The organism is Nocardia sp. NPDC050378 (assembly GCF_040655675.1).
In the GTDB taxonomy this organism is placed as follows: Bacteria; Actinomycetota; Actinomycetes; order Mycobacteriales; family Mycobacteriaceae; genus Nocardia; species Nocardia coubleae.
Genome location: NZ_JBFAKI010000007.1, coordinates 160,151 through 185,913, shown reverse-complemented (window position 1 = coordinate 185,913; position 25,763 = coordinate 160,151). Strand labels below are relative to the sequence as shown.

Below are 25,763 nucleotides of genomic sequence, written 5' to 3'. Positions count from 1 at the left end.
AACGTCCGTGCGACCCACCGGGTTCCGAAAGGATCACCGCACAGGCGTTTTCGCGGATCAGGCGGCGGTGTGACCGGCCAGCCAGTCGGCGAACCCGGTGAGATCGTCGAGCACCACATCGGCACCGGCCGCACGGAGCCCGTCGGCGTCATAGGGGCCGGTGGTGACGCCGACCGCGAACGCACCGGCCGCTTTCGCGCCGCGCATGTCGCCGGCGTGATCGCCGACGAAGACGGTCGCCGATTCCGCGCGCAGCACCGCCGCCTTCCCGGTGGACCACAGATCACCGGCCACCCGGTCCACCGCCCACCCCAGATGTTCCACATGCAGACGGGCGTGCGGTTCGTATTTGCCGGTGACGACGAGAGCCCGCCCGCCGCCCGCCCGAACGACCTCGAGCGCGTCACCCGCGCCGGGCAGGGCCGGGATGCTCGCGATGACATCCGGATACAGCTCACGGTATCGGGTGACCAGGTGGGGGACGAGGTCGTCCGGTGCGCCCGCGGCACCGAGCAGGGTGGCCAGCGGCGGGCCGAGGTGCTCGGCGAAACGCGCGCCGACCATCGGCAGGTCGAACTCCTGCGCGAGCGTGTCGATCGCCACGGCCACGCCCGGCCGCGAGTCGATGAGCGTCATGTCCAGGTCGAAGCCGACGGTGATGGTCACGTCGCCGAGCCTATCGCCGCCGGGCTGGACGACCGATCAGGCAGCGGTGCGAAACCGCCGGTAGAGCCCTGATTCACGTGGAACCGCCGCTGCACTCGGTGCCGAAATCGCTTGGGGGAGAGGGGGTGCGCGGTGCACTGCGTGCGGACGAGCAGTGACAGCCGAATAACCTCGAGTGCGGCGGGTGTCGTGATCGTGCAGGTCGGGGCGAATTCGGCCGCGCTGTGCGCGCGGAATCCTCAGTTACTCACATCAAGTGCGCCGATGCATCGAGTGCAAAATTCCGGCCGTGATCGTGCCTACCACCGCGTGATCGGGGTGCCCGATCGGTCTCGGTTCAGCGCACATCGCGCGACGGAAGGTGCTCGGACAAAAACAATGGCAAGGAGGTCGAACCACTCCCTGCCACTCTCAACATATAGCGCACCCCGGGTCTTGCCACAAGCCCCCGGTCGTGCTGCACAATCGCCTGCCTGAGCGTGTGACCAGCGGAAACAGAGGTGGATTGATGATCGACGTCATTGTCGTGGGTGCGGGTCCGACCGGGATGATGCTGGCCGGGGAACTCCGGTTGCAAGGCGTGCGGGTGGTCGTTCTCGAACGGGATCCGGCACCGACCCCCGTCGTGCGTGCTCTGGGCCTGCACGCCCGCAGCCTCGAGGTACTCGCCCAGCGTGGTCTGGTCGACCGGTTCCTCGCGCTCGGTTCGCGCCACCCGCTCGGCGGCTACTTCGCCGGCATCGCCAAACCTCAGCCCACCGGCCTCGACACCACCTACCCGTTCGTGCTCGGTCTCCCACAGCCCGTCACCGACCGCCTGCTCACCGAGCACGCCGTGGCGCTGGGCGCCGAGCTCCGGCGCGGCACCGAGCTGGTCGGCCTCACCCAGGACGAGCACGCGGTGACCGCCGAACTGGCCGACGGCTCCAGTCTCCTCGCGCGCTATCTGGTCGGCTGCGACGGTGGCCGCAGCACGGTGCGCTCGCTGCTCGGCATCGGCTTTCCGGGCGAACCGAGCCGGGCCGACACCCTACTCGGCGAGATGCGGTTGACCGCGACGTCCGACACGGTGTCCGCGGTAAACACCGAGGTGCGCCGGACGCAGCTGCGCTTCGGTGCCGGACCGATCGGCGACGGGTTCCATCGCGTGGTCGTGCCCGCCGACGGAGTAGCCGAGGACCGCACGGTCCCGCCGACGTTCGACGAATTCCGCAGTCGGCTGATCGCCACGGCAGGCACCGACCTCGGCGCGCACGCACCCCGCTGGCTCTCGCGCTTCGGCGATGCCACCCGCTTGGCCGACGACTACCGCCGCGGTCGCGTCCTGCTCGCAGGCGATGCCGCCCACATCCACCCGCCGCTGGGCGGCCAGGGCTTGAACCTGGGTATCCAGGACGCGGTAAATCTCGGCTGGAAACTCGCCGCCGAGGTCAACGGCTGGGCGCCACCAGGGCTGCTCGACAGCTACGCCGCCGAACGCCGCCCGGTGGCCGCCGACGTCCTGGACAACACCCGCGCGCAGATGACTCTGGTCTCGCTCGATCCCGGCGCCCAGGCGGTGCGCCGCGTCCTGACCGAACTGATGGACTTCGAGGGCGTCACCCGGCACCTGATCGAGAAGATCATCGCCACCGCCATCCGCTACGACCTGGGCGACGGCCACGACCTGCTCGGCAGGCGCCTGCCCGATATCGAACTCGCGCATGGCGGTCTCTACGACCGCCTGCACGCCGGTCGTGCCCTGCTCCTCGACCCGGCCGGTGCGTTGTCGGTGACCGGCTGGGCCGACCGGGTCGATCACCTCGTGGACGGAATGGTCGATCTTCCCGCCGTCCTGCTCCGTCCCGACGGCCACGTCGCCTGGGTCGACGACGGCCGCCACGACCTCGCCCCAGCTCTGACTCGATGGTTCGGCGAGCCGCGCGCCTGATACCGGCGGACTCACTGGGCCGCTGCGGTGAACGGCGTGACGACCCGCGGGGCGACGGACCGGGACGGATGCCGCCACACCCCCTGCCGCTCCAGGATCGGCAGTACACCTTCACCGAACCAGTACGCCTCCTCCAGATGCGGATATCCGGAGAGGATGAAGTGGTCGATGCCGAGCGCGGCGTACTCGAGCAGCCGCTCGGCCACCTCGGCGTGTGATCCCACCAGGGCCGTGCCAGCCCCACCGCGCACCAGACCCACACCGGCCCACAGGTTCCGGGCGATCTCGAGATTGTCGGTTCGCCCGTTGTGCAAGCGCGCCATCCGCCGCTGTCCCTCGGACTCGCTGCGGGCCAGGCTCGCCTGCACCCGTTCGATCTCGCCGGGCGCGATTCCCGAGAGCAACCGGTCGGCCTCGGCCCATGCCTCGGCGGCCGTGTCGCGCGTGATCACGTGCACGCGCAACCCGAAGTCGACCGACCGGCCCTCGAGCGCGGCGAGACCACGGATCCAGTCCAGCTTCTTCGCGACCGCGTCGAGTGGTTCACCCCAGGTCAGATAGGTGTCGGCGTATCGCGCCGCGACCGGCCCCGCCGGACCGGACGACCCACCGAAGAACACCGGCGGGACCGGATCCGGTCGCGCGCTGAGCAGCGCCTCGTTCACCCGCAGGTGCTCGCCGGTGAACGTCACCGGCTCGGTGGAATGCCATAGTTCACGCACGATGTGCAGGAACTCCCCGGTCCGCGCGTACCGCTGCTCCTTGTCGAGGAAATCGCCGTAGGCCTGCTGCTCCTTCGGTTCACCGCCGGTGACCACGTTGAGCAGCAGCCGGCCGCCGGAATGGCGCTGGAACGTCGCGGCCATCTGCGCGGCCAGGGTGGGGCTGACGAGCCCGGGACGCAGGGCGACCAGGAATTTGAGCGTCTCGCTGGTCTGCACGAGCATCGCGGTGGTGAGCCAGGCGTCTTCACACCAGGCCCCGGTGGGGGTCAGCACGCCAGTGAACCCGTTGTCCTCGGCGGCGGCGGTGAGCTGATTGAGATAGCGCAGGGTGGCCGGCCGGTCACCGGACATGAAACTGCCGTGCCCACCCGCGACCAACCCCCGCGAATCGCCGTAGGTGGGCAGGAACCAGTGGAACGACAGTGCTTGCTTACTCATGGCAACGATGCTGATCGCCGCATCCGATGAGGTCACGCATTGTGCTCACCGTGCGCACAACTCCCACCCGCCGCACGGAACTAGACGTAACCATGCGAAACACGTAACCTCGTGGCAGGCTCGGGCGACGGTGCCCGGGCGGCGACGACCCTACGAAACGAGTTTCCTCAATGACGCGGCATGTCGACGTACTGATCATCGGCGCTGGCCTGTCCGGAATCGGCACGGCCTGTCACCTCATTCGCGAGCAGACCGGGCGCAGCTACGCGATCCTCGAGCGCCGCGAGAACATCGGTGGCACCTGGGACCTGTTCAAGTACCCCGGCATCCGCTCCGACTCCGACATGCTCACCTTCGGCTTCGGTTTCCGTCCCTGGATCGGCACCAAGGTGCTGGCCGACGGCGCGAGCATCCGTCAGTACGTCGAGGACACCGCCAAGGAATACGGCGTCACCGACCACATCAGCTTCGGGCGCAAGGTCGTGCACCTGGACTTCGACCGCGACGCCGCGCAGTGGACCGTCACGGCCCTGATCGAGGCCACCGGGGAGACCGAGACCTGGACCGCGAACTTCGTCGTCGGCGCCATGGGCTACTACAACTACGACAAGGGCTACCAGCCCGAGTTCCCCGGTCAGGACGACTTCAAGGGTCAGATCGTGCACCCGCAGCACTGGCCCGAGGACCTCGACTACACCGGTAAGAAGGTCGTGGTCATCGGTTCCGGCGCCACCGCCATCACGCTGATCCCGTCGATGGCCGACAAAGCCGCCCACGTCACCATGCTGCAGCGCTCGCCCACCTGGATCCAGGCGCTGCCGTCGGACGACCCGGTCGCCATCGGGTTCAAGAAGACCCGGGTGCCCGATTCGATCGCCTACAAGATCGGCCGTGCCCGCAATATCGCCCTGCAGCGCGCCAGCTTCCAGCTCTCGCGGACCAACCCGGAGCTGGCCAAGAAGCTGATGCTGGCCCAGGTGCGCCTGCAACTCGGCAACAAGGTCGACCTGCGGCACTTCACCCCGTCCTACAACCCGTGGGACCAGCGGCTGTGCGTGGTCCCCAACGGTGACCTGTTCAAGGTGCTCAAGAGCGGTAAGGCCGACATCGTCACCGACCGCATCGCCACCTTCACCGAGAAGGGCATCCGCACCGAATCGGGCCAAGAGCTCGAGGCCGACATCATCGTCACCGCCACCGGCCTCAACGTCCAGATCATGGGCGGCGCGACGATGTCCATCGACGGCAACCCGGTGAAGATGAACGAGACCGTCGCTTACAAGAGCGTGCTGTACTCCGACATCCCGAACTTCCTGATGATCATCGGCTACACCAACGCCTCCTGGACGCTGAAGGCCGACCTGGCCGCCGCCTACCTGTGCCGGGTGCTCAACATCATGCGCGACCGGGGCTACAGCACCTTCGAGGTGCACGCCGATCCGGAGGACTACGCCGACGAGTCGCTGATGGGTGGCGCCCTCACCTCGGGCTACATCCAGCGCGGCAACGGTGAGATGCCGCGCCAGGGTAAGCGTGGTGCCTGGAAGCTGGTGAACAACTACTACCGCGACCGCACGCTCATGCACAAGGCGCCCATCGAGGACGGCGTGCTGCGGTTCAGCAAGACCCGCACGACCGCACGACCCGACGAGCAGGTCGCCAGCGCCTGACCGGCCGACCACACGGGCCCGTCGCACCCAACGGTGCGGCGGGCCCGTCGCTTTTCCCTGGTGAATCGGGTTGCGCGAGCGCCTTTCCCGCGCGCGGGCGAATTATTCGCGGCTCCCGTAGGATCGCGATCGAAGACACCGCCCGGGGAGAAGTGAGGAGGACGGTGTGGGATCTCGCCTACCGGCGACCATCCGTGACGCGGGGACGTGGTCGCGGCGGTTCGCCGCGACGACACCGGGGGTGATCGGGGTCGTCCTCGTCCTCACCACCCTGGCTTGTCTGATCGCGGGATCGACTGCGGGACAACAGCTCGACGCCAAGATCGTCCGCTCCGAGCAGGTGCTCGATCGCACCGAACCACTGGCCTTCGCCGCGCAGAGTCTCTACGTGTCGCTCTCGGCCGCCGACGCGGGCGCCGCCACCGCGTTCCTGTCCGGCGGCATCGAATCACCGCAGGTACGCGACACCTACGAGCAGGCGCTCGCCGAGGCCGCCGCGGCCCTCGCCGAGGCGACGGCAGGCGCCACCGACGCCAAGACCAGGACGATCGTGGCCCGCATCGCCGCCGATCTGCCCACCTACACCGGGCTGGTGGAAACCGCGCGCGCCAACAACCGCCAGGGCTTCCCGGTCGGCTCGGCCTATCTGCGTCAGGCCTCCGACCTCATGCAGAACTCCCTGCTGCCGCACGCCGAGCAGCTCAACGAGGCCCGCTTCGCCGCCGTCCGTGACGATCAGCGGCGCATCGGTGCCCTGCCGCTGACCTCGATCCTGTTGCTACTGCTGGTGTTGCTCGCCTGCGCGGTGGCCTCGGTGATCCTGCTGCGCCGCACCAACCGCCTGGTGAACCCCGGTGTGGCGCTGGCCGCCGCCGCGACCGCGCTCGCCCTGGTGTGGACCGTCGGCTCGACCCTCACCGCCGCCCAGCTGCTCGACACCGGCGACTCCGGTGCGGGCGCGCGGGTGGAGAACCTGGCGGGCGCGCGCATTCTCGCCCAGCAGGCCCGCACCGACGAGACCCTCGCCCTCATCACCCGAGGCGACATCACCGCACCCGAGGCCGCCTTCCGCACCCACACCGCCGACCTGGAACAGCGCCTGGCCGCCGCCGGTGCCGCCGACTCCGATGCCGCACGCGCGCTGACGAATTGGAACGCCGGGCACAACGCGCAGCGCACCGCCTACGAGAAAGCCGACTTCACGGGCGCGGTCACTCAGGCCATCGGTACCGGCCCCGAGAGCTCGGCCACGAGCTTCACCCGCCTCGACAACGAACTGCGCGACGCCCTCGCCCAGGCGCGCACCGATCTGCGTGACGGTGTCGACGACGCGCGAACGGCCTTGACGCTGAGCCCCTTCGGCACCCTGCTCCTGTTGCTCGCCGCGGCCGGTGCGGTGGTCACGGGCCTGTGGCCACGGTTGAAGGAGTTCCTGTGAGCATTCGTCGTTCCCGGTTCGCGCTGGTTCTGGCCGCGACCGCCGTCCTGCTCGCGGGCTGCGGTGACGCGCCCGCGCCGTCGTCGATCGAGGCCACGGCCGTCGCGCCACCGCTGCCCGGGGCCGAGGCGATCACCTCGGCACCGACCGCCGAGGGCACCGGATCCTGCGATACCGAGGCCACCTTGGCGCCGCGCGCACAGCCGCGACCGGGGGCGATGCCCGCCGGATCGGCGATGGCCGCGATCGTCGCCAACGGCAGGTTGCGGGTGGGCGTCGACCAGAACACCTACATGTTCGGGTTCCGCAACCCGTCCACCGGGCGGCTCGAGGGTTTCGACATCGACCTGGCCCGCGAGATCGCCCGCGATCTGTTCGGCGACCCCGACCGCATCGAGTTGCGTTCGGTGACCGCCGCCGACCGCATCCAGCTGCTGCAGGAGCGCAAGGTCGACATGATCGTGCGCACCTTCTCCGCCACCTGTGAACGGCGCCGCGACGTCGACTTCTCCAGCGTGTACTACCGTGCGGCCCAACGCTTCGCGGCGCCGCGCGGCGCCGGTATCGCCTCCGGCGCCGACCTGGCGGGCAAACGGGTGTGCGTCACCAAGGGCACCACCGCGGCCGCGCCGCTGTTCACCCTGCCGACCCCGCCGACGGTGCTCGGCGTGACCAACTGGACCGACTGCCTCGTCGCGCTGCAGCAGGGCACCGTCGACGCGATCAGCGGTGACGAACCGATCCTGTCCGGTCTGGTCGCCCAGGACCGCAACCTCGAACTCGTCGGTGCGCCGATCGGTTCGGGGGCCTACGCGGTCGGTGTGCCCAAGGGCAGCGACGAATTGGTGCGCTTCGTCAACGGCGTGCTCGAACGGATCAGCGCCGACGGCACCTGGGAACGGATCTACACCCAGCATCTGTCTGCCCTCGGCCCGTCGCCCGGTGCGCCCGCGCCCAGGTACGCCGGATGAGTTCGCCGATACTCGGCACCGCCGAGATCGATCGTGAACTGGCCGGGCGCACCGCGGAATTGGCGACGGTGAGCAGCACCCTGCTCGAACTGGACCGGCACCCCGGCATCGCCCTGGTGCGCCGTTACCCGCCGGAGGGGGAGACCGCGCGCCGATGGGCGCCGGTGGAGCAGGCGCTCGGCGAACTCTTCGACGACCTCGCCCGCGTGCGCGCCATCCTCACCGAGGCCGAGACGGTGCGTGGGCGCGGCCGGATCGATGATCGCGCCCGCGCCCGGCTCACCGATCTGCTGCGGGGGCGTCCGCACGAAATCGCCCGGGTACCGGTGCCGTTGGCGCAGCGCGGGCTCACCGGGCCGAGCGAAACCGTGGTGACGGTGGGGATCGCCGACTGCCTCGACCGCATGCGCGCCGCCTTCGCGTTCGTCGCACCGTTCGCCGAGGAGGTCGAAGCCGTCGACCGGCAGGTACTCGGCGCCCTCGCGCCCTTGCAGCAGCGGGTGGAGCGGGCCAACGGCGCCTTGGCCGCGGTCACCGAACCCCTGGCCGCCCTGCTGCGCCGCGCGGGCACCGACCCGCTCGGCTTCGCACCCGGTGAGATCGCCGCGGCACTGGCCTCGCTCACCGAGCTGATCGAGACCGAAACCGCCCGCAATGCCGAATTCCTTTCGGTGGCGACCGATCTCCCCGCCGCCGTCGCGGCGCTGCGGGCCCGGCTCATCGACCTCGCCGACGCGCAGCGTCGCGCCGACGACACCGCCGCCCGTGCCGAACGCAAGGTCCACACCGGACCGCTGCCGCCCGGCGGCGCGTCGGCCGCGTCCTTGCTCGCCGAGCTGTCGACCCTCGGCGCGGAACCGACCCGCTCGACCGTCGAACACCTGCTCGCCCTGCGCGTACGTGCCGACGACGCGGCCGAAGAGACCGCGCGCCGAACGGAATTGGCGCAGGGCCTGCTCGATCGGCGGGCCGAGCTGCAGGGCAGGCTCGCCGCCTACCGTGCCAAGGCCTCGCGCCTGGGTGTGGCCGAAGAGCGCGATGTGCTCGCCGCCGACCGCATCGCCGCCGGCCTGCTCACGCGCACACCGTGCGATCTGGCCGCCGTCACCCGGGCGGTCGCCGACTATCGTTCGATCATCGGGGAGAAAGCGGGGCGGACAGCATGATCTGTAGTGAACCGGGTTGCGGCGGTGTGATCGAGGACGGTTACTGCGCCGTCTGCGGCACCGCGCCCGTGGCGGTCGCCGTCCACGGCGCCGCGCCGGCCTCGCCCCGGCGCTCGGGCCACACCACGGCCGTCCGGCGAACACCTGCCCCGACGGTCGGCACCTCGACCGGTGCCGCCCCGAAGGTGACCGCGCCGGGACTCTGCGCCGAAACAGGTTGCGGCGGAACGATCGTCGACGGTTACTGCGATACCTGCGGCACCGCGCCCGCCCCGCTCAGCGCCCCCGTGCACAGCCCGTCGGCGGCGACCATCAGCGCCAATCGCACCTCGAGCCGTTCGGTGCGCACCCGTTCGGGCTCGGCCCGATCGGCGGCGCGCGGCCGGCTCGGCGCCGGACTGGTCGAGGTGCCGCCGGTACCGCGCGTCGATCCCGCGTCGGCGGTGCTCACCGACCCCGAGGTCCCCGAATCCGACCGCTACTGCGGCCGGTGCGACAAGCCGGTCGGCCGGACCAACGACGGAATCCCGGGCCGCACCAGCGGTTTCTGCCCGCACTGCGGTACCCGCTACTCGTTCGTGCCGCGCCTGCAACCCGGCGACCTGGTCGGCGGGCAGTACAAGGTCGAAGGCGCCCTGGCGCACGGCGGGCTCGGCTGGATCTACCTGGCCACCGACATCCGCGTCAACGACCGCTGGGTGGTGCTCAAGGGCCTCATCGACACCGGTGACAGCGATGCCCAGGCCGCCGCCCTGGCCGAACGGCGTTTCCTCGCCGAGGTCGATCACCCCAATATCGTCAAGATCCACAACTTCACCGAGCACGCCGACGCCGACGGCGAACCGGTGGGCTACATCGTGATGGCCTATGTGGGCGGCACCTCGCTCAAACAGATCCTGCGCGACTACCGCGCCGCGCACAACGCCTACCTGCCGCCGGCCAGGGCCATCGCCTATGTGCTGGAAATGCTGCCCGCCCTGGGCTATCTGCACGCGCGCGGCTGGGCCTACTGCGATTTCAAACCCGACAACGTGATGCAGACCGAGGAACGCCTCGAACTCATCGACCTCGGCGCCGTGATCGCCATGGACGACACCACGTCCCCGATCTACGGCACCCTCGGCTACCAGGCACCCGAGATCGCCGAAACGGGCCCGACCGTGGCCACCGAGATCTACACGGCGGGCCGCACCCTCGCGGTGCTGATGATGCGGGTGCCCTCGGTGGACGGCCGCCTCGGGCCGCTGCCCACGCCCGACACCGAACCGCTGCTGGCCCGCCACGATTCGCTGTACCGGTTCCTGCTGCGTGCCACCGACCCCGATCCGCTGGCCCGGTTCGCCTCGACGGGCGAGATGGCCGACCAGCTCACCGGTGTGCTGCGCGAGGTCCTCGCCGCCGAGGACGGTGTACCGCGCCCCGGCATGTCGGCCGTCTTCGGTCCCGCCCGCGCTGTCTTCGGAATCGAAAGCGCCACACCGGAACCAGCCGCGGTCGTCGCCGCCCTGCCCGCGCCGCTCGTCGACCCGGGCGACAGCGGCGCCGCGTTGCTGGCCACCACCGACGCCGCGACCCCCGCCGAACTCGAGCAGGCACTCACCGCGGGCCTGCGCGCGGTGGTGACCGGCGCCGGGGAGTCGGTGGAGATCCCGTTGCGCCTCGTGCGCGCCGAACTCGAGGCGGGCGACTCCGACGCCGCCCTCGCCCGGCTCGCCGGGCTGGATCTCGATTTCGACTGGCGCACGGTGTGGTACCGCGCTCAGGCCGCCCTGCTGGCGGGCGACTACGGCAGTGCCGCAGTGGATTTCGAGGCCGTCTACGCGGCGCTGCCCGGCGAACCCGCGCCCAAGCTCGCCCTGGCCGTGGCGCTGGAGCACGGCGACCGGCCACGCGAGGCGCTCGCCTACTACGACCTGGTCTGGTGCACGGACCACACCTATCTGTCGGCGGCCTTCGGCGCCGCCCGGTTGCGCCGCGCCGACGGCGACCGCGCCGGTGCGGTGCGGGTGCTCGACCAGGTCGAGCGCACCTCGTCGATGTACATCGAGGCCCGCGTGCGTGCGGTGGAGACGCTGCTGGCCGATCGCGCTCCGGCCGAACTGGACGAAGCCGCGTTGCGCGAGGCGGGGGAGCGGGTCGAGCACCTGCGCCTCGACTCGCGTGCGCGCACCGCCCGGGTGCGCATGCACGTGCTCGAGGCGGCACTGAACTGGATCCGGTCGGGACAGCGGCCGAGTGCACCAGGCAAGCTGTTGGATGTGGAATTCACCGAAGTGGGAGTGCGGACGGGGTTGGAACGATGCTTGCGGACATTGGCGCGCGAAGCCGACGACATGTGGACCCGCTTCGTGCTGGTGGATCAGGCCAACAACGTGCGCCCCAGGACCACGCTGTGACCGCCGCGGGTTGCCCGGACTGCGCGGGCGCGGCCAGGGCGGGATACCGGTACTGCGAGAGTTGCGGTCGCGAACTCGGTGTGCGCAAGGCGGCCCTGCCGGTGCACGATCCGGTCACGGTGCCGCAATGCCCCACCTGTGGGGAACGGCGCTACGAGGCCGGGCTGTGCGTGGTGTGCCGCACCCCGAAACCGGTTCCGGACCGTTTCGAGGAAGACCTCGGCCCGGTGTACATCCTCACCGATCGCGGAATCAGCCATTCCCGCAACGAGGACGCGGTCGCCGCCGCCGTGCGCGACGGTGACGGTGTCCGGGTGATCGTCGTCAGCGACGGTGTCTCGACCTCACAGGATCCTCAGGCCGCCTCCGGCACCGCCGCCCGCACCGGCGTCGACGCGGTGCTGGCCGCCCTTGCCGACGGTCGCCCCGCCCCCGACGCCGTGATGGCCGGACTGGCCACCGCCGTCGCGGCGGTGCGCGGCATGTCACGCACCCCCGAGTACGCGCCCTCGTGCACCTACGTGTCGGCGATCCTGCGCGACACCCCCGAGGGCACCGAGATCACCGTCGCCAATGTCGGTGACAGCCGGGCGTTCTGGCTCGCCGCGGGCGATCCGACGGCCTCGCGCCGGCTCAGCGTCGACGACTCGTGGGCCCAGGCCCTCGTCGACGCGGGCGCTATGGACGAGGAAGCCGCCATGCGCGACCCACGCGCGCACACCCTGCTGCGCTGGCTCGGCGCCGACGGCGGCGAGGCACCGTGGTCGGCGAACTGCCTGCAGAGCATGCTCGTCACCGAACCCGGCACCCTGCTGTTGTGCACCGACGGGCTGTGGAACTACCTGCCCGATCCGGTCGCGCTGGCCGGGTTCACCGTCGAGACCACCCCGCAGGCCGCGGCCCGCGCCCTGGCCGACTTCGCGCTCGACAGCGGCGGCAGCGACAACATCACGGTCGCGCTCGCCCCCGTGCCCGCGCGTGCCGCTGTACCCGATCCAGGAGTGTCATGAGTTCCCCTGATATCGCAGGCATTTCGGTCGCCGTCGACCAGAACGAATTCCTCGCCGAGGGCGCGGGCGTTGTCGACGCGGTGCTCACCGTCACCACCGGCCCCGAACTGGCCGCCGTCGCCACCCCGCCGCCCCGGCTCGAGATCCTCATCATCGACTGCTCCGGGTCGATGGGGCACAAGCGCAAGTTCGACAACGCGCGCACCGCTACTCGCGCCGCACTCGACGAGATCCCGGACGGCACCGCCTTCGCCATCATCGAGGGCACCGAGTCCGCGCGGATGATCTACCCCACCGGCGCGCTGTCGGCGCCCGCCGACCACACGCACCGCACCGCCGCCAAGCGGGCCCTCGATCGTTTGCGGCCCGACGGCGGCACCGCCATGGGGTCCTGGCTCGCCCTCGCCCGCCAGGTCGCCGCCGGGCATCCGGGTGCCCAGGCGCACGCCATCCTGCTCACCGACGGCAAGAACGAACACGAGACCCCCGAGCAGCTGGCCACCGAACTCGACCGCGCCGAAGGGCTTTTCGTCTGCGACTGCCGTGGGGTCGGGGCCGACTGGGCGGCGGCCGATCTGCACAAGATCTCCTCGAAGCTGTCCGGTGGCGCCGATATCGTCGCCGATCCCAAGGACCTGGCGGCCGATTTCGCCGCGATGATGCGCTCGTCGGCGGCCCGGGTGATCCCGGAACTCACCCTGCGCGTGTGGACTCCGGCCGGCGCGCGGGTGCGCATGGTCAAGCAGGTCGCACCCGTGCTGGAGGATCTCACCGGGCGCCGTACCGATTCCGGCGCGCAGGTGGGGGACTACCCGCTGTCGTCGTGGGCGGCCGAGGAACGCGAATACCACCTGCAGATCGAACTGGAACCGGCCGCGCCCGGGCGGGAGAAGCTCGCGGCCCGCCTCAGCGTGCTCGCGGGCGAGGACGTGCTCGGTCAGGGCCTGGTCCGCGCGGTGTGGACCACCGACTCCACCCTGTCGACCAGGATCAGCACCCGCGTCGCCCACTACACCGGCCAGGTCGAACTCGCCCAGGCCGTCCAGGAGGGTCTTGCCGCCCGTCGCGAGGGCGACTTGTCCACGGCCACCGCGAAATTGCGCCGCGCGGTGGAACTGGCCGCCGCCTCGGGACACGAGTCGACCGCCAAACTGCTTCGCACCGTTGTCGAGGTCGACGAGAAGGACGGAACGGTGAAGCTGCGCGGTCAGGTCGCGGCCGCGGACGAACTCGCGCTCGACATCCGCTCCACCAAGACCACCCGATTGCGGTCGGAGGGTTCCTGACATGGCGGTGTGCGCCGACGGTCACCAGACGCAGGCCACCGACTACTGCGATGTGTGCGGGTCGGCACTCACCGGTGCTCCGGCAGCCGATCCGGCCGATCTGCGCCTGTGCCCCGCGTGTTCGGTGCCGACCAGCGGACGCTTCTGCGAGAACTGCGGATACGACTCGGCCCTGCCCGCGCCGCCGCCGCACACGGACTCGCCCGTCGCCGATCTGCGCGGTACCTCCGATGCGCGCGAAATCGTCTGGGTGGCCAGAGTCTTCGCCGACCGCGAGTTCTACGGCCGGGTGCAGGCCCGCAAAGGTCCCGACGCCGACCGGGTGGCGTTCCCCGGTTTCTACCCCGAACGCCGGATCGAGTTGCGCGGCAGCGAGTTCCTGATCGGCAAACGCTCGGCCTCGCAAGGCATCGTGCCCGAGATCGACCTCGGTATCGCCCCGGCCGACCCGGGTGTATCGCGTGCGCACGCCCTGCTGCGCGTCGGGACCGACGGTTCACTCACCGTCACCGATCTCGGTTCGACCAACGGGACCAGCCTCGACGGCACCGAGACACCACTGTCGCCACAGGTTCCGGTGCCGTTGCGGGCAGGTAGCCGCCTCCACGTCGGCGGCTGGACGACCATAACCATCGATACCCTGTCGTAGACGGGAACATCGAGCGAACCGTAGGGTCGGGGCCATGACGAAGTTCGACGGGAAGACCTGTTTGATCACCGGCGCCGCCAGCGGTCTCGGCCGGGCAACCGCCTTCGCGGCCGCCGCCAAGGGCGCGTCGCTGGTGCTCACCGACATCACCGCCGACACGCTGGCCACCACCGCCGAGGAACTGCGCGCCGCCGGTGCCACCGTGCACTTGGCCCATCCCGCCGATGTGAGCGACCATTCGGCCGTCGTCGGGCTGGCCGCGCACACCTTCGAGGCCGTCGGGCACGTCGACATCGTGATGAACGTGGCGGGCATCGCCACCTGGGGCACCGTCGACAAACTCACCCATCAGCAGTGGCGGCGCACCATCGACATCAACCTCATGGGCCCCATCCACGTCATCGAGGAGTTCCTGCCACCGATGATCGCCGCGCGGCGTGGCGGCCATCTGGTGAACGTGTCCTCGGCGGCCGGACTGTTCGGGTTGCCGTGGCACGCGCCCTACAGCGCGACGAAGTTCGGGCTACGCGGTGTGTCGGAGGTGCTGCGGTTCGACCTACGCAGGCACAAGATCGGCGTCAGCCTGGTACTTCCCGGGGCGATGGCCACCCCGATGGTCGACAGCGTCGACATCGCGGGCGTCGACCGCGACAACGCCGCGCTGCGCAAGGCCATCGGCCTGTTCCTGCGCCATGCCGTCACGCCGGAACAGGCCGCCGACGCGGTGATCCGCGGTGTGGAACGCAACCGCTACTGGGTCTACACCTCCCGCGACATCCACCTCGCCCACTGGGGCCAGCGCTACGTCCCGTACGGCTACACGCTGGCCATGCGCGGCCTCAACGCCGCGATGACCAACTACGCCACCAAGAACGAACTGGTGCGCTGAGCACGCTCACACCAGGTCCGACGGGTCGGTGTTGGCGCCGCACAGGACGACGCAGACCCGCTCGCCCTCGGCGGGCCGGTAGGCCGCACCGGAACCGGTGTCGCGCAGCGCCGCCAGCGCGGTCGCGGCACCGTTCTCCACGGCGATCCGGTGCTCGTCCCAGAGCTGTCGGCGCGCCGCGCGAATCGTCTCGTCCTCGACCAGCACCGACACCACATCGGGGTGCTGGGCGGCGGCCAGCGCCATCTCCGACACGTTCGGCGCGCCGAGCGAATCGGCGGCGATCGAGTCGACGCTCACCTGCACCGGACGGCCCGCCTCGAGTGCGGCGTTGAGCGAGCGACAGCCCACCGGTTCCACCGCGACGGTGCGGATGCCGAAACGCTGTGCGGCGACCGCGGTTCCGGTGAACAGTCCGCCGCCGCCCACCGCGACGACCACGGTGTCCAGATCGGGCACGCGCTGCTGGATCTCGCGCATCAGCGTGCCCGCGCCCGCCGCGATGAGCGGGTGATCGTAGGCGTGTGAGAACAGCGCCCCGGTGTCTGCCGCGAACTCCTGGCACGCGGCCAGCGCCTGCTTGTACTCGGGACCGATCAGTCGTACATCGGCGCCCAAGTCACGAAGTCGACGGATTTTGACCGGCGGCGCCGATTCGGGCAGAAACACGGTCGCGGGCACGCCCGCTTCCCGTGCCGACCACGCGCACGCGAGTCCCGCGTTGCCGCCTGAGGCGATCGTCACACCGGCGGCGGGCAACTCCCCGGCGGCGCGCAGGAAGTTCTGCGCGCCACGCGCCTTGAAAGTCCCGGTGAACTGCAAGAACTCCAGCGCGAACCAGAGCGGGGAATCCCCAGGTCCAGCGGGTGCAACCGTCACCGGGCGAACCCGGCCCTCGATCCGCGCGGCGGCGGCCTCGATGTCGTCGAAAGTGGGCATCACCCCGTCGACTATGCCACCGCGCGCAGCACCCCGACCGACCTTTGAAACCGTGCAAATCGGGCACGAATTGTTACGGCGGGTTTACGCGACGAGCGCTCTGGGTAAGTAACGGATTGGTAACAAGCTCGAAAGCGGGATGTCGTGTCGGACTGGGGACGCGAATTCCCCAGGTGTACCGGCCGCACGCACGAGCGTGTCAGCAAAGGAAGTGCACATGAGCGAGCATTGGCAGAACACAGCCGCATCGGCGGTCACGGTCGCGCCGGGCGGCAGCGAGGTGCGAGGATGACCGCCAACTTGATGATCGTCGACGACGATGTGCAGATGCGGGGCGATCTGCGCCGCGCGATGGAAGACGAGGGCTACGCCGTGGCCGAGGCGGGTGTCCCCGAAGACGCCCTCGACCGGCTTCGCAACGACGGCCCGCCCGACCTGATGATCGTCGACCTGATGCGTGGGGCCACCGACGGCTTCGACTGCATCCGCGAGATCCGCCGCGACCACGACGTGCCGATCATCGTGATCAGCACCAGATACGACACCCACGACGTGGTCGCGGCCCTGGAGGCGGGCGCCGACGACTTCGTCAGCAAACCGTTCGAGATCAAGGAGATCACCGCCCGGATGCGCGCTCTGCGCCGCCGTGCCAGGATCACCGCCGAGCGCGATGCCACTCCCGAAGTCGTCCTCGACGACGACCCGGTACGTCCCCTGGTTCTCGCGGCCGACGCGGGCGCGGTGCGCCGTGGCAGCGAGGAACTGCACCTCACGGTCACCGAGTTCCGGTTGCTGTGCGAACTCGCCGAGACCCCCGGCCGCGTGCTCAGCCGCGCGGTGCTGCTCGAAAGAGTGTGGGATCAAGGCTTTTTCGGTGACGAACGCATCGTCGACGTCCACGTGCGCCGGTTGCGCACCAAGATCGAGCGCGACGCCTCGGATCCGCGCATCGTGGTGACCGTGCGTGGGCTGGGTTACCGGCTGGATATCCAGCCGCAGTAAACGATTCGTCATACAACCGCAAAGAGCTCGACACAAAGACCGTAAAGTCTCTTAGTCAAGGTGGAATGTATGCCGAGTCCGACTATGTCCATCGAGCCGTCCGCCACTGCGGCGGCAGCGCCAGGTTCGGAAATAATTCTTCGACATCCGCGACTGGGCGACGGTGCCCAATTGTGGCGCATCGCTCGCGATTCCCGGGTGCTCGACGTGAATTCGAGCTACGCCTATCTGCTGTGGTGTCGCGATTTCGAAGCGACCTCGATGGTCGCCGAAAGTGCCGGGCAGGCAGTGGGATTCGTGATCGGCTATGTGCGTCCCGACGCACCGGACACGCTGCTGGTATGGCAGATCGCCGTCGACGCCGAATTCCGGGGACGTGGCTTGGCCGCGAAACTCCTGCACGCCCTGCTCGACTCCGTGGCACCCGCCGGGATCAACACCCTGGAAACGACTATCTCGCCGGATAATTCCGCTTCCCAGGCGTTGTTCTCCGCGGTGGCCCGCGAACGCGGCGCGCAATTGCGCACCGAATCACTCTTCGAACCACATCATTTTCCAGATTCCCACGAAGCCGAGCACCTCTACATTATTTCGCCCGCTCAGCGCCAGGAGGCATGATCATGATCACGACCACCGACACCAGCATTTTCGAAGCGATGGAATCGAATGTGCGTGGCTACTGCCGCGACTGGCCCGCCGTGTTCACCACCGCCGAAGGTGCCTGGATCCGCGATGAGCAGGGCCGCGACTATCTCGACTTCTTCGCGGGCGCAGGCGCGCTGAACTACGGCCACAACAACCCGGTGCTCAAGAAGGCGCTGCTGGAATACATCGGCAGCAACGGCATCACCCACGGTCTCGACATGTCGACCGTGGCCAAGCGTGAACTGCTCGAGACCATCCGCGAAACCCTGCTCGCCCCGCGCGGGCTCGACTACAAGGTGCAGTTCCCCGGCCCCACGGGCGCCAACGCGGTCGAGGCGGCGCTGAAGCTGGCCCGCAAGGTCACCGGCCGCAAGACGATCCTGAGCTTCACCAACGCCTTCCACGGCATGACGCTGGGCGCGCTGTCGGTCACCGGCAACGCGGCCAAGCGGGCGGGCGCCGGCGTGCCGCTCGAGCACGCCACCCCGATGCCCTACGACGGCTACTTCGACAACACCATCGAGGACTTCGGCTGGATGCAGCGGGTGCTCGACGACAGCTCCTCGGGTTTCGACCGCCCCGCGGCGGTGATCGTGGAGACCGTGCAGGGTGAGGGCGGTGTGAACCTGGCCCGCGCCGAGTGGCTGCGCCACCTGGCCGGCCTGTGCGCCGCGCGCGACATCCTGCTCATCGTCGACGACGTGCAGATGGGTTGCGGCCGCACCGGCCCGTTCTTCTCCTTCGAGATCGCGGGCATCACCCCCGACATCGTCACCCTGTCCAAGTCGATCGGTGGCTACGGCCTGCCGATGGCGCTGGTCCTGCTCAAGCCCGAGCACGACCAGTGGGCTCCCGGTGAGCACAACGGCACCTTCCGCGGCAACAACCCCGCCTTCGTCACCGCGACCGCCGCGCTGCGCGAGTACTGGTCCGACGACAAGCTGGCCCGGCTCACCGCCGCCAACGGCGAATACATCGGCCGCACGCTCTCGGCCGTGGCCGAGCGGCACGAGGGCATCACCACCCGCGGTCGCGGCATGGTGCACGGCATCGTGTTCGACGACCCGTCGCAGGCGGGCAAGGTCTGCCGTACCGCGTTCGAGCAGGGTCTGCTGGTGGAGACCTCGGGCTCGATGGACGAGGTCGTGAAACTGCTGCCGCCGCTGACTCTGCGCAGCGACGAGCTCGACCGTGGTCTTTCGGTGCTGTCGGACAGCATCGACACCGTCTGTGGTGGTGCCGCATGATCGTGCGCACCACCGCCGAGATCACCGGAACCGACCGCGATGTGGCCGGTCCCGGGTGGCGAAGCAAACGTATCGTGCTCGCGGGCGACAAGGTCGGGTTCTCGTTCCACGAGACCACGATCCAAGCAGGCACCGTGCACCGGTTCCACTACCAGAACCATGTGGAGGCGGTCTGGCTGGTCGAGGGCGAGGGTGAACTGCTCGACCTCGAGGACCAGACCGTGTACCCGCTCGGTCCCGGCTCGATGTACCTGCTCGACGGCCACGAACGTCATCAGGTCACCGCCCGCACCACGCTGCGGATGTTGTGTGTGTTCAATCCGCCGGTCACCGGCCGCGAGGTACACGACGAGAACGGGGTGTATCCGCTGATTATCGAGGAGGATGCCAGTGTCTGATCGGTCCGACCGCTACCCCACGCGGTTGTCCGAGCCCGCCCCCCACATCGAGCGCACCGATCCGACGGTGTGGGGGCAGGTGAGTACACCCGAGCTGGCCGAGTTCGACGCGAACGGTTTCGCGACGATCCCGGATCTGCTCAGCGCGGACGAGGTGGCGGCCTTCGGGGCCGAGATAGGGCACCTGGCGGCCGACCCGGTGCTCTACGGCGACGAGCGAGTGATCGTGGAACCCGTTGCCGGACAGGTCCGTTCGGTGTTCCAGGTGCACCGGCTGAGCAAGCCGATCGCGGAGCTGCTCGCCGAGTCGCGCATCGTCGGGCTCGCCGAGCAGATCCTCGGTTCGCCGGTGTATCTGCATCAGAGCCGGGTGAACTACATGCCGGGTTTCGGTGGCAGCGGGTTCGGCTGGCACTCCGATTTCGAGACCTGGCACGCCGAGGACGGGATGCCGACTCCGCGCGCGGTGAGTCTGTCGATCGCGTTGACCGACAACTACCCGTTCAACGGGTCGCTGATGGTGATGCCGGGCTCGCACCGCACGTTCGTGCCGTGCCTGGGTGAGACGCCGGAGGGTCATTACCGGGAGTCGTTGCGCGAGCAGCGCATCGGCATCCCGACCAACGACGACATCACCTTCCTCGCCGCGCGCTACGGCATCACCCAGTTCACCGGCAAGGCAGGTTCGGCGCTGCTGTTCGATTCCAACCTGATGCACGGGTCGTCGAACAACATCACGCCGTATGCCAGGTCGAACATCTTCCTGGTGTTCAGCAGTGTCGAGAACGCCCTGGTCGAGCCGTTCGCGGCGCCGCGGCGCAGGCCGGAGCACATCGCCGCACGTGATTTCACGCCCGTGCGGTCGTTACCCGCCGAGCGGCACCTGGTGGATCAGGTGCGCTGAGGCAGCTCGGCCAGGCAGGCCGCGGCCCGGGGATCCTCGTGGGCCGCGGCCTGCCACCAGGTGCGGGCGGCGCCGATATCGCCGACGTGCAGGGCGAGCAGGCCGAGGTCGTAGGCGGCGGCGCTGCATCCGGCCTCGGCGGCTTGGGCCCAGAGCACACGAGCCGAGTCGTGTTCTCCCCGTGCGAACATGGCCGAGCCCAGGTCGTGCAGCGCGCGTCCGACGTTCTGCTCCGCGTATGGCTGCGCGGTCGGTTGGGCGGCTACGGCCGACTGGGCACGCGCGGTCGGCCGGGCGTACAGGGACGGCTCGGCCCGTACGAGTGGCTGGGCGCCCACCCGTGGCAGCTGATCGGTCGGTGCGGGGTCCGCGTCGGCCCGGGTGAGTTCGACGACGAGTTCGTTGAAGTCGGGGGTACCCGGGCCGGTGCTGCACCACAGCGTCGACGCGCCGTCGGGCAGCAGGTCGACGACCATGCCGTAGTTGCCGGTCCACGACTGCTGCGGGCCCGCACCGGCCACCCAGACGGGCGTGAGGGTGAACAGGGCCTCGGGCGCCTCGGCGGTGACGGTGATGTCGATGCCCGCCGCGAGCGCGTCGGACCAGATGTCCACGCCGCCTAGGGTTCGCCCGCCCAGATTCACATGGCCGTCTGTGACGGTGAGCCCCAGACCGAGACCCGACACGTCGGCGGGCGGCATCACCGACAGCGCACGCAGCCGTAGCGCGGTCGTCCCGGTCGGTAGTGCCTCGGTGTACATCGGGTACACGTCGGCGCCGCACCAGTCGATGGGATCGGCCCCGGTATAGCGGTGCTCGAGCGGCACGTCACCGGGGCGCTGTGCGCCAGAACGATTCATCGGTGCAGCCCACCCTTTCCGACGTAGTACCCCCTGCATCGGTCGCGCGCTACACCGTACCCGCGTCCCACCCCGAACGCGGCCCGATTCATGACACGGAATCGGTCATCGCACCTCCTCGTGATCCGTTATGGCGCGCACGTCACCCGACTCAGACGGCGGCCGATTCGCCGATCTCCTCCTCGACCGCCCGCTCGCTGACCGGCGCAGGGGCATGCCGGGCCTCGTACTTCCCCGCGACGGCGACGAGCAGCGCGCCGACCGCCAGCCACACGAACAGACCGCCGAGGCGTGCGCCGAAACCGGCGCCGCCGTCGAAGTACAGCAGGCTGCGCAGACCTTCGACGAAATCGGCACCGTTCCAGAACGAATGCAGCGCACCGAAGAATCCGTTCTGCAGTTCCGGCCGGTAGACACCGCCGGAGGTGGTGAAGTTGAGCATCACGAACAGGGTGATCAGGGCGAGCGTGGTCCAGCGCTTCAGGAAGGTGTGCAGGCCGATACCGATCAGGATGATGCCCGCGGCATACAGCCAGGCGATGCCGAACACGCTCGCGAAGTCGCGGTCGATCACACCGAACACCGGGCCCGCCACCACGACACCGATCAGGCTCACCACCAGGGCAGTCACCACGCCGATCGCCGCGCGCACCCGCATCCGCAGCATCGCGCCAGCGGCGCCGATCACCGCGACACTGCCGTAGGAGCCGACACTCAACGCCACCAGCAGGAAGAACAGGCCCTGCCCGGTCGGATCGCCCTCGGCCTTGCTCGTCACGTCGGTGACCACCAGCGGCACGCCCTGATGGTCGGCGACCGATCGGAACGCCACTTCGGCGGCCATCGCGCTGGTGTCCGAACCGGCGGTGGCCACGAGCAGTTCCGGGCGCGCGGCATCGGGCACGTAGGCGCCGACGAGGTCGCGCTCGTGCAGCAGGTCCGTCGCGGCCTCGCGGGTGGGCACGGTGATGACGTCCACGCCGGCGCCACCCCGGTCCTTCATCGTCTGGGCGAGCACCATCGACTGGGGAGAATCACCGACCACCGCCAGCGCCAGATGGTTCGGCGTGGGTTGATGGAACGCGCCGAGATAGGCCAGGGCCATGCCGAGACACATCAGCAGGGGAGTGAGCAGGTGGGCGGCGACGTGTCGCAGCTGGGTGCCGGTCATCGAGGGAAGACTCCAAGAAAGTTGGTAAATACAACTATAATTGTTGTATCGTACAACCATGAGTGAGCCAGAGGCAAGGGACGATGCCGTCGATGTCATCCAGCGGGAGCTGACCGCCTTCTCTCGCCGCGCCCGTGGCCGCGCCGCCGAACTGCACCCGGAATTGAGCCTGGTCGCCTACAGCATCCTCGACCTGGTCCTCGAACGCGACGGCTGCCAGGCCGCCGACGTGGCCGCACAGTTCCTGCTCGACAAGTCGACCGTCAGCAGACAGGTCGGCGCGCTCGAGCAACTCGGTTACCTAGCACGCGAGATCGACCCCGCCAACCGGCGCAACCACATCCTGCGCGCCACCCCCGAGGGCCGCGCTGTCGCACGCGAGGCCGAACGCACCCGCCGAGCCGCCTTCACCGCCCGTTTCGCCGACTGGTCCGACGAGGATGTCCGCACCCTGGCTCGCCTGCTGGTCCGCTACAACCAAGGCTGAACGGGGTGTCGTGCGCGTCACTGCCGCCGAAGGTCGGTGCCCCGACTCGGGCGCTCGGTCGGTATAGTCGCCGCGGATGAGTAGTGACACCACCCACCCCGCGCAACCGACCCCACGCCCGATCAATCGAGCCTGGTGGCTGGTGCCGGTGTTGCTCGGTGTCGTCGCGGTGGTGTGCATGCGGACCCCGCTGTGGCCGTTCGAACCGTACTCCGGCGCCTTCATCGACCTGCAGGTGTATCGCCTCGGGATCGAGGCCATGCGCGACGGCGCGGACATGTACGGCCAGCTCCCCAAGACCAGTGTGGGGATCGGACTGCCGTTCATCTATCCGCCGTTCGCCGCGATCGCGCTCGCGCCGTTCGCATTGCTGCCGTGGGGTGCGGCCAAAACCCTCTACGTCGCGGTGTCGGTCGCCGCGCTGGCCTGGACCCTGTACCTGGTCGCCCGCCGCTACAACCCCGAGCGCAAGCAGGTCGCCCTGCTGGTCACCGCCTGTGCGCTACCGGTCGCGATGCTGCTCGAACCGGTGCGCGCCACCATCGACTTCGGGCAGGTGAACCTGCTGCTCATGGTCCTGGTGGCCACCGACTGCCTGCTGCCCAAGACCCGCTACCCGCGCGGCATGCTCATCGGCCTGGCCGCCGCCGTGAAGCTCACGCCCGCCGCGTTCGTGCTGTTCTTCCTCGTCCGCAAGGACTACAAGGCCGCCGCCACCGCGGCCGCGACCGGTGCGATCGCCACGCTCGCCTCGTTCGCGATCCTGCCGACGGAGTCCGTGCGCTACTGGTTCGGCGGCCTGGGCAATGTCTCGGGCCTGAGCGGTTCGGCCTTCCACACGAACCAGTCGATTCAGGCGGTACTGGCCCGTCTGCACGTCACGGGTCTGCCGTTCGACGCCCTGTGGTTGTTCTTCGGCGCCCTGCTGCTCGCCCTCGTCGTGGTCGCCATGCGCAAGGCCGCCGACGCTCCCGCGATCGCCCTCGCCCTGAACGCCGTCTTCACCCTGCTGCTGTCGCCGATCTCGTGGTCGCACCACTGGGTGTGGATCGCACCCGCGCTGCTGGCCATCGTCTGCCACGCCCGCACCCTGCCCGCCGCGAGCGCACGCGGCTGGTACGCCACGGCCGTCGTGGTCGCCGCCGTCTTCGTCATCGCCCCGCACAGTTTCCTGCCCGACGGCGAACACCGGGAAACGTCGTGGACCTGGGATCAGCACCTCATCGGCGATACCTATGTGTGGTTGGCGGTGGCGCTGGTTGTGCTGTTCCTCGTCACCGGCAGACGCGCGGACCGCAAGTCCGTCGCGGTGGAGCCCGCCCGTCCGGAAGTCATCCCCGCCGCCTGAGGACCCGCCCTGTTTGAGGCCGGTCCGCCCGGGTATTTCGGCAGCCGTTCGAGGAAACTGACGCAGGTCGCTTCGGCGCCCGGAAAGGTTCCGTGATGGTGACTACCGATGTGCAGCGGGTCGAGCGAGCGTTGTCGGAGGTGGATTTCCCGGCGAACAAGGACGACCTGGTGCGGTGCGCGACCGACGCGAAAGCCGACGAGGACACGGTGCGCGCCCTGCGCGCCATCCCACCGGTGGCCTACGCCAACATGACCGAGGTCCTGCAGTCGGTGACCCTCGACGACGGACGAACCGAGGCACAGCGAATGGCGCAGAGCCGCGATCACGCGCACCCCGGTGTCGCCGAGCGGGACCGCGAGGTACCGCCGAACCCGATCGTGGCGGAACTGGGGGAGAACCGGGACAGCTGACGGCACTCTCGGCCAGGGCTATTTCGCGGCCGGGATCCGCGAGGTATCCGCCAGCCCGGTTCCCGTCACCAGCGGGAGGTCGAGCGTGGTGCGGATGCCCGCCGGTGCGGCGACGACGGCGGGGATGGCGTTGACCAGGCGCATCGCGGTGCCGACGAGGCTGGCGTGATTGTGGTCGCCGTGGTCGCTGAACATGGCCAGATCCAGGGTGTAGTTCGGCTCGCCGGTGACCTCCACCCGGTAGGAACCGCCGGTCCGGGCGGGCTGAGGCCAGTCGGGTGCGAGATCGGCGCGCAACCGGGTGACGTGCTCGAGCACCGTGACGGCGCGATCACCCACCATGCCGCGCACTTCGAACCGCAGTGCCGCCGCCGTACCCGCCTCGACGGTGCCGGAGTCGATGTCGAAGGTCTCCGGGGCGGGCAACCGCTGGTACTCCTGGGTGACGGCATCGAGTTCGATGCCGAGTCCGGCCGCGAGCTGACGCACGACGCTGCCCCAGGCCAGCGACAGCACCCCCGGCTGCAACAACAGCGGCGTCTCGGTCATCGGCTTGCCGAACCCCATGATGTCGAACATGACCGCCGGATTGTCGTAGGTCGAGTAGTCGACGATCTCGAGGCAGCGCACCTGCTCGACGTACCGGCAGGTGCCGAGCAGGGCGAGGGGGAGCAGATCATTGGCGAACCCGGGGTCGATCCCGTTCACGAACAGCGACGAATCACCCTGTGCCGCAGCCTGTTCGATGGGATCGAGCAGCTCCGTCGGAAGCACACCCCACGGGTACTGCAGGAACACCGGTGCGCTGGCCACCACATCGATGCCCGCGGCGAGCAGTCTGCGCAGGTCTTCGAGCGCCTCGGGTAGCCGGTTGTCGGTCATCGCGGTGTAGACGACACAGTCGGGACGGCGCGCCAGCACCTCTTCGATGCCGGTGGTGGCCAGCACGCCGGACGGGGTGGCGAGTCCGGCCAGTTCGGCCGCGTCGAGGCCGACCTTGTCAGGTCCGGAAACATGGACCCCGACCAGCTCGAACCGTGGGTCGGCGAGCACACCCGCCAACGCGTGCCTTCCGACATTGCCGGTGCCCCAGTGGATTACGCGAACAGTCATGA

At 69.4% G+C, this 25,763-nt stretch carries 24 protein-coding genes; 18 read left to right on the top strand and 6 right to left on the bottom strand.

Annotated elements, in window-relative coordinates; all coding sequences use genetic code 11:
* Window positions 1–57: 57 nt before the first annotated feature.
* Window positions 58–666: an HAD hydrolase-like protein gene (locus AB0I35_RS18155; RefSeq protein WP_357397214.1), complete on the bottom strand. Its 609-nt coding sequence runs from the start codon at window positions 664–666 to the stop codon at window positions 58–60.
* 508 nt (window positions 667–1,174) lie between these two features.
* Between AB0I35_RS18155 and rox the strand changes: the two genes are divergently transcribed.
* A complete protein-coding gene (rox, locus tag AB0I35_RS18150; RefSeq protein WP_357397212.1) occupies window positions 1,175–2,596 on the top strand; it encodes a rifampin monooxygenase in 1,422 nt (473 codons plus the stop codon).
* A gap of 11 nt (window positions 2,597–2,607) precedes the next feature.
* Here rox and AB0I35_RS18145 read toward each other — a convergent pair whose 3' ends face one another.
* Entirely contained in the window at window positions 2,608–3,759 is a 1,152-nt protein-coding gene (locus AB0I35_RS18145; protein ID WP_357397211.1) for an LLM class flavin-dependent oxidoreductase, read from the bottom strand.
* A gap of 170 nt (window positions 3,760–3,929) precedes the next feature.
* Between AB0I35_RS18145 and AB0I35_RS18140 the strand changes: the two genes are divergently transcribed.
* The 9 genes from AB0I35_RS18140 to AB0I35_RS18100 all read left to right on the top strand — a co-directional run bounded on the left by AB0I35_RS18140 (window position 3,930) and on the right by AB0I35_RS18100 (window position 15,234).
* The gene (locus AB0I35_RS18140; RefSeq protein ID WP_357397209.1) at window positions 3,930–5,429 is read left to right on the top strand and encodes an NAD(P)/FAD-dependent oxidoreductase; all 1,500 of its coding nucleotides are present in this window, start codon (window positions 3,930–3,932) and stop codon (window positions 5,427–5,429) included.
* Window positions 5,430–5,595: 166 nt separating this feature from the next.
* Complete coding sequence (locus tag AB0I35_RS18135) at window positions 5,596–6,867, top strand: hypothetical protein (protein WP_357397207.1); 1,272 nt, start codon at window positions 5,596–5,598, stop codon at window positions 6,865–6,867.
* On the top strand, window positions 6,864–7,838 hold the full coding sequence (locus AB0I35_RS18130; RefSeq protein WP_357397206.1) for a glutamate ABC transporter substrate-binding protein: 975 nt from the start codon (window positions 6,864–6,866) through the stop codon (window positions 7,836–7,838). Before AB0I35_RS18135 ends, AB0I35_RS18130 begins: the two co-directional genes overlap by 4 nt.
* Window positions 7,835–9,004, top strand: coding sequence for a hypothetical protein (locus AB0I35_RS18125; RefSeq protein WP_357397205.1), 1,170 nt, complete (start codon window positions 7,835–7,837; stop codon window positions 9,002–9,004). Before AB0I35_RS18130 ends, AB0I35_RS18125 begins: the two co-directional genes overlap by 4 nt.
* Entirely contained in the window at window positions 9,001–11,400 is a 2,400-nt protein-coding gene (locus tag AB0I35_RS18120; RefSeq protein ID WP_357397204.1) for a tetratricopeptide repeat protein, read from the top strand. Before AB0I35_RS18125 ends, AB0I35_RS18120 begins: the two co-directional genes overlap by 4 nt.
* Window positions 11,397–12,410: a protein phosphatase 2C domain-containing protein gene (locus tag AB0I35_RS18115; protein WP_225280264.1), complete on the top strand. Its 1,014-nt coding sequence runs from the start codon at window positions 11,397–11,399 to the stop codon at window positions 12,408–12,410. The genes AB0I35_RS18120 and AB0I35_RS18115 overlap by 4 nt, the downstream gene beginning before the upstream one ends.
* Window positions 12,407–13,696, top strand: a complete 1,290-nt coding sequence (locus AB0I35_RS18110) for a VWA domain-containing protein (RefSeq protein ID WP_357397203.1) — start codon at window positions 12,407–12,409, stop codon at window positions 13,694–13,696. The genes AB0I35_RS18115 and AB0I35_RS18110 overlap by 4 nt, the downstream gene beginning before the upstream one ends.
* A gap of 1 nt (window position 13,697) precedes the next feature.
* On the top strand, window positions 13,698–14,345 hold the full coding sequence (locus AB0I35_RS18105; RefSeq protein ID WP_357397202.1) for an FHA domain-containing protein: 648 nt from the start codon (window positions 13,698–13,700) through the stop codon (window positions 14,343–14,345).
* Between the two features lie 34 nt (window positions 14,346–14,379).
* Entirely contained in the window at window positions 14,380–15,234 is an 855-nt protein-coding gene (locus AB0I35_RS18100) for an SDR family oxidoreductase (protein WP_067492253.1), read from the top strand.
* Between the two features lie 6 nt (window positions 15,235–15,240).
* Here the strand turns inward: AB0I35_RS18100 and AB0I35_RS18095 are convergent, their stop codons facing one another.
* Window positions 15,241–16,173, bottom strand: coding sequence for a threonine/serine dehydratase (locus tag AB0I35_RS18095; protein ID WP_357397201.1), 933 nt, complete (start codon window positions 16,171–16,173; stop codon window positions 15,241–15,243).
* 288 nt (window positions 16,174–16,461) lie between these two features.
* On the opposite strand from AB0I35_RS18095, the gene AB0I35_RS18090 reads away from it, so the two are divergent.
* The 5 genes from AB0I35_RS18090 to thpD all read left to right on the top strand — a co-directional run bounded on the left by AB0I35_RS18090 (window position 16,462) and on the right by thpD (window position 20,369).
* Window positions 16,462–17,175: a response regulator transcription factor gene (locus AB0I35_RS18090; protein WP_067487451.1), complete on the top strand. Its 714-nt coding sequence runs from the start codon at window positions 16,462–16,464 to the stop codon at window positions 17,173–17,175.
* Window positions 17,176–17,244: 69 nt separating this feature from the next.
* The gene (gene ectA, locus AB0I35_RS18085) at window positions 17,245–17,793 is read left to right on the top strand and encodes a diaminobutyrate acetyltransferase (RefSeq protein WP_357397200.1); all 549 of its coding nucleotides are present in this window, start codon (window positions 17,245–17,247) and stop codon (window positions 17,791–17,793) included.
* 5 nt (window positions 17,794–17,798) lie between these two features.
* Window positions 17,799–19,067 (top strand): diaminobutyrate--2-oxoglutarate transaminase, encoded by a 1,269-nt coding sequence (gene ectB / locus AB0I35_RS18080; RefSeq protein ID WP_357397373.1) that lies wholly within the window; start codon window positions 17,799–17,801, stop codon window positions 19,065–19,067.
* The gene (locus AB0I35_RS18075) at window positions 19,064–19,465 is read left to right on the top strand and encodes an ectoine synthase (RefSeq protein ID WP_357397199.1); all 402 of its coding nucleotides are present in this window, start codon (window positions 19,064–19,066) and stop codon (window positions 19,463–19,465) included. The genes ectB and AB0I35_RS18075 overlap by 4 nt, the downstream gene beginning before the upstream one ends.
* Window positions 19,452–20,369, top strand: a complete 918-nt coding sequence (gene thpD / locus AB0I35_RS18070; RefSeq protein WP_357397198.1) for an ectoine hydroxylase — start codon at window positions 19,452–19,454, stop codon at window positions 20,367–20,369. The genes AB0I35_RS18075 and thpD overlap by 14 nt, the downstream gene beginning before the upstream one ends.
* Here thpD and AB0I35_RS18065 read toward each other — a convergent pair.
* Together AB0I35_RS18065 and AB0I35_RS18060 are read right to left on the bottom strand one after the other, a co-directional pair.
* On the bottom strand, window positions 20,357–21,229 hold the full coding sequence (locus tag AB0I35_RS18065) for a hypothetical protein (RefSeq protein ID WP_357397197.1): 873 nt from the start codon (window positions 21,227–21,229) through the stop codon (window positions 20,357–20,359). The two genes, thpD and AB0I35_RS18065, sit on opposite strands and share 13 nt — an antisense overlap.
* Window positions 21,230–21,380: 151 nt before the next feature.
* Window positions 21,381–22,400 carry a hypothetical protein gene (locus AB0I35_RS18060; RefSeq protein ID WP_357397196.1) on the bottom strand — a complete coding sequence of 340 codons (1,020 nt, stop codon included), beginning with the start codon at window positions 22,398–22,400 and terminating at the stop codon, window positions 21,381–21,383.
* 58 nt (window positions 22,401–22,458) lie between these two features.
* On the opposite strand from AB0I35_RS18060, the gene AB0I35_RS18055 reads away from it, so the two are divergent.
* The 3 genes from AB0I35_RS18055 to AB0I35_RS18045 all read left to right on the top strand — a co-directional run bounded on the left by AB0I35_RS18055 (window position 22,459) and on the right by AB0I35_RS18045 (window position 24,648).
* Window positions 22,459–22,887, top strand: a complete 429-nt coding sequence (locus AB0I35_RS18055) for a MarR family transcriptional regulator (protein ID WP_357397195.1) — start codon at window positions 22,459–22,461, stop codon at window positions 22,885–22,887.
* Window positions 22,888–22,963: 76 nt separating this feature from the next.
* Window positions 22,964–24,235, top strand: coding sequence for a glycosyltransferase 87 family protein (locus AB0I35_RS18050; protein WP_245655186.1), 1,272 nt, complete (start codon window positions 22,964–22,966; stop codon window positions 24,233–24,235).
* Between the two features lie 95 nt (window positions 24,236–24,330).
* Entirely contained in the window at window positions 24,331–24,648 is a 318-nt protein-coding gene (locus AB0I35_RS18045) for a DUF2795 domain-containing protein (RefSeq protein ID WP_357397194.1), read from the top strand.
* An 18-nt stretch (window positions 24,649–24,666) separates the two neighbouring features.
* On the opposite strand, the gene AB0I35_RS18040 is transcribed toward AB0I35_RS18045, so the two are convergent.
* The gene (locus AB0I35_RS18040) at window positions 24,667–25,761 is read right to left on the bottom strand and encodes a diacylglycerol kinase (RefSeq protein WP_357397193.1); all 1,095 of its coding nucleotides are present in this window, start codon (window positions 25,759–25,761) and stop codon (window positions 24,667–24,669) included.
* Window positions 25,762–25,763: the final 2 nt, after the last annotated feature.